The organism is Actinosynnema sp. NPDC023658 (assembly GCF_040639995.1).
Classification (GTDB): domain Bacteria; phylum Actinomycetota; class Actinomycetes; order Mycobacteriales; family Pseudonocardiaceae; genus Actinosynnema.
Genome location: NZ_JBFAAX010000531.1, coordinates 1 through 4,112, shown reverse-complemented (window position 1 = coordinate 4,112; position 4,112 = coordinate 1). Strand labels below are relative to the sequence as shown.

Sequence of the window (4,112 nt, the reverse complement as noted above, 5' to 3'; positions counted from 1 at the left end):
CTACGACCGGTACGACCCCGCCCGCGCGGCCCTGCGCACCTGGCTCTACCGGATCGCCACCAACGCGTGCCTGACCGCGTTGGAGCAGCGCAGCCGCCGTCCGCTGCCCTCGGGGCTCGGTGCCCCTCCCGGCAGCGACCCCGAGCAGCCGATGATCCGGGGCGAGGAGGTGCCGTGGCTGCAACCGATCCCCGACTCGGTGCTCGGAGACCCGGCGGACGTCCTGTTCTCCCGGGGTTCGCTGCGGCTGGCCTTCGTGGCCGCGCTGCAGTTCCTGCCCGCCCGCCAGCGGGCCGTGCTCATCCTGCGCGAGGTGCTGGAGTGGTCCGCCGCCGAGGTGGCCGAGGCGCTGGACATGACGACCGCCGCGGTGAACAGCGCGTTGCAGCGGGCCAGGGCCCGGCTCGGTGAGGCCGGGTTGGACGAGGACCGGATCGTCGAACCCGCCGACCCCGACCACCGCGCGCAGGTCGAGCGCTACGCCGCCGCCTTCGAGAACGCCGACATCAGGGCGCTGGAGAAGCTGCTCACCGAGGACGCGGTGCTGGAGATGCCGCCGTTCGTCACCTGGTTCGCCGGGCGGGAGGCGTACCTCCACTTCATCACGCGCATCTACACGCTGCGCGGCACGGACTGGCGCATGGTGCCGACCCGCGCGAACGGGCAGCCCGCACTGGCCGCCTACACCCGCGCGCCGGACGGCGGCTACACCTTGAACAACCTTCAGGTCTTCACCGTCACCGAAGCCGGGATCAGCCGCACCACGGCGTTCCAGGACCAGGACCTGTTCAACTACTTCGGCCTGCTCCCCAGCATCACCGGCGTGGAAAGGTGAGCCGAGGCCCGACGAGCGGCGAGACGCTCCGACGCATTCACCCATCGGATCGGAAACCGGGACAATACACCACTGCCGCACCGGATGCGGCAGTGGTGGATTCGACTTCGCCATTCGACGCCATTTCGGCATTCGGAAGTCGAGGAGAGCACATAAGAAGTTGGAAGGCCGCGTTCATGCCGTGGAAGAACGCGCCCGATCAGTACGAGTGGTGAACGTGTGAGGCGCGGCTGGCCGCCCGGTGGTGGCCTGCCGGGACGCGGGCGGGGGCCTCGGGCTCCCGCTGCTCGGCATGCCGCGCTCCACACGTCCCCGTGGTGGGGCAGCGAGCCCGGCCCGGTGTCGACCGCGGACCGAGCCCGTGCGCCAGCGATGAATCTCCGTCCTCCGCCCGGTAGGTACATGCGGGTGCTTCGGCGGAAGCTCCAGTTCATCATCGGAGGTCCAGGTGAGTACGCACGCATGAGTACGCACGCAACGAAGACGAGAGCACCGATGACGTCGGCGCAGCGCTGGGTCCTGGTACTGGTCTCGATCGCGTCGCTGATGGTCGTGCTGGACATGTTGGTCGTCACGACGGCCTTGAACACGATCCGGCTCGACCTGGGGGCGTCGATCGAGGAGCTGGAGTGGACGATCAACGCCTTCACGGTGACCTTCGCCGTGCTGCTCATGCCGGCCTCGGCGCTCGGGGACCGGCTCGGGCGCAGGCGGGTGCTCCTCGCCGGGCTCGTGCTGTTCACCCTGGCGTCGATCGCCTGCGCACTGGCTCCCGGCGCCGGGTGGCTGATCGCGGCACGGGCCGCGCAGGGCGTCGGTTCGGCCATGATCATGCCGCACGCCATGGCGCTGCTCAGCGTCGCGTTCCCGCCGGCCCAGCGGGCCAAGGCGCTAGGCCTGTTCGCCAGCCTGACGGGGCTGGGCACGCTCGGCGGTCCGCTCGTCGGCGGTGCGATCACGCAGGGCCTGGACTGGCAGTGGATCTTCTGGCTCAACGTCCCCATCGGCGTGGTGCTGATCCCGTTGGCACGCCGCCGGATCGAGGAGAGCACCGGTGCCGCGAGGCGCCTGGACTTCGGTGGTCTGGTGCTGGTGACCGCGGGCGCGCTCGGGCTCGTCTGGGGACTGGTGCGGGGCAACGTCGTCGGCTGGTCCAGCCTGGAGGCGGCCGGGACGTTGGTCGCGGGCGCGGTCCTGCTGGTCGCGTTCGTCCTGTGGGAGCTGCGGACGGCTGAGCCGATGCTGCCCATGCGCTTCTTCCGCTCCACCGCCTTCTCCGCGGGCAACGCGGCCGGGTTCCTGTTGTACGGGGCCATGTACGGCACCGCGTTCTTCCTGGCCCAGTTCCTCCAGGTCGCGCTGCACTACGGTCCTTTCGGGGCGGGTCTGCGCCTGGCGCCGTGGACGGCGGCCGTGTTCGTCGTGTCGATGATCGGCGGCAGCCTGGTCAACCGGCTCGGGGAACGGGTGCTCGTCGTCGGTGGGCTCGTGCTGCAGGCGGCCGGCTTCGCGTGGATCGCGCTGATCGCCGCTCCCGACCTCGGTTACCCCTCGATGATCGCGCCGCTGGTCGTGGCCGGGTGCGGCGCCGCACTGGCGATCCCGGCGGCCCAGCACGCGGTCATCGGCTCCGTCCCACCGCCGTCCGTAGGCGCGGCCGTCGGCAGCTTCAACTCGCTCCGACAGCTCGGCGGCACCTTCGGCATCGCGATCCTCGCGGCCGTGTTCGCGGCGTCCGGGAGCTACGGCTCCCCGCAGACCTTCACCGACGGCTTCACCCCCGCCATGGCGGTCGCCGCCTGCCTGACCCTCGTCGCCGCGGTCGCCGGGCTCTGGACGCCGGGCCTGCGCCCCCGGCCGACCCCGCTGCCTTCGCCCCGGGAGCCGGAAAGCCAGCCGGAAAGCCAGAAAGTGAATCCGTAGCGATAACCGCCGAGGGATCCCAGGCCCGAATCGGGCCTGGGATGCTTTGCTGTGCCCGGACTTAGTCGACCCCGAGATCATGGGATAAGCGGATACGACCTTTGCCCGCGCTTTGCCAATTTAAGGTTCACGTTTAGCGGATAACCCGATTGCACGCGTCAAGAGCAATCCGGAAGAAGTCGATGGCGAAAACTGCCTTATAGGGTTTGGAGTAGGCCGTTCGTCCGCGCCAGGACGGAAGCCGAACTGAATAAAGATATCCCGGCCGGTGTTGACCCGGTCGTGGTCGGTGCTCCTGACACCGATTCTGTTGCGAGCCGACACCAGCGCCGGTCGAACAGGCGACGCTTCACCCGCGAGGGGTGAGGTCGATGAGCCGGACCGCCGCTCACCATGACAGATTCGACAGGGGGAAGAAATGGCACCTTCACGCGCAGTCCTGCTGACCGGCGCCTCGTCCGGCACCGGTCTCTCGTCCGGTACCGGTCGCGCGACGGCTCTGCGGCTGCACCGGGCGGGTTGGCCGGTGTACGCGACCGCCAGGAACCTCGAAGCGTTGCGCGACCTGGCCGACGAGGGCATCACGGTGCTCCCGCTGGACATGACCGACGTCGACTCGATGGTCGCGGTCGTGGACCGGATCACCGAGGAGCACGGTGCCGTCGGAGCGCTCATCAACAACGCGGCGTACACCTTGATCGGGACGATCGAGGAGACGCCGATCGAGGCGATCCGCCGCCAGTTCGAGACCAACCTGTTCGGCCTGTCCCAGCTCACGCAGCTCGTGCTGCCGGGGATGCGCGCCCAGGGCGCGGGCCGGATCGTCCTCATGTCGTCGGTCTTCGGGTTGTTCGGCACCCCGGGCCGCGGCTACTACCAGGCCACCAAGCACGGGGTGGAGGCGATCGGGGACTCGCTGCGCAACGAGGTCTCCAAGTTCGGCATCCAGGTCGTGATCGTCGAGCCCTCCCCCATCCTGGGCGGGTTCATCCCGACGACGGTCGACGAGCTCAAGATCCCCACCGAGGGCCAGTCGGGTATCTACGACGAGTTCTGGGAGAACTTCGTGAAGTGGCACGAGGCCTACCGGGAAACCGACTCGCCGAAGGGGACGGGAAAGCTGGGCGTGCGTCCGGAGACGGTGGCGAAGACCATCGAACGCGCCTTGACCAGCACCAACCCGAGAATCCGGTACCGGATCGGCGCACCGGCGGTGATGTTGCCGCGGATGCGGTGGATGGTCGGTGACCGGCTGTTCAACAGGTTCGTGCGGTCCTTCTTCCCGACACCGTAAGGCGCCGGGCCCGCGAGCCGCGCGGTCCGCGACCGGGAGGATCTCCATGCGGTTCCCCCG

General features: G+C 69.2%; 3 protein-coding genes. All 3 read left to right on the top strand.

Translation table 11 applies throughout. From position 1 onward, the window contains the following. The coding region (locus tag AB0G02_RS30500; protein ID WP_360800794.1) for an RNA polymerase subunit sigma-70 at positions 1-835 on the top strand (835 nt) is incomplete at its 5' end. A gap of 462 nt (positions 836-1,297) precedes the next feature. Further along, entirely contained in the window at positions 1,298-2,758 is a 1,461-nt protein-coding gene (locus AB0G02_RS30495; protein WP_360800792.1) for an MFS transporter, read from the top strand. Between the two features lie 418 nt (positions 2,759-3,176). Next, the gene (locus AB0G02_RS30490; RefSeq protein WP_360800789.1) at positions 3,177-4,052 is read left to right on the top strand and encodes an SDR family NAD(P)-dependent oxidoreductase; all 876 of its coding nucleotides are present in this window, start codon (positions 3,177-3,179) and stop codon (positions 4,050-4,052) included. Positions 4,053-4,112: the final 60 nt, after the last annotated feature.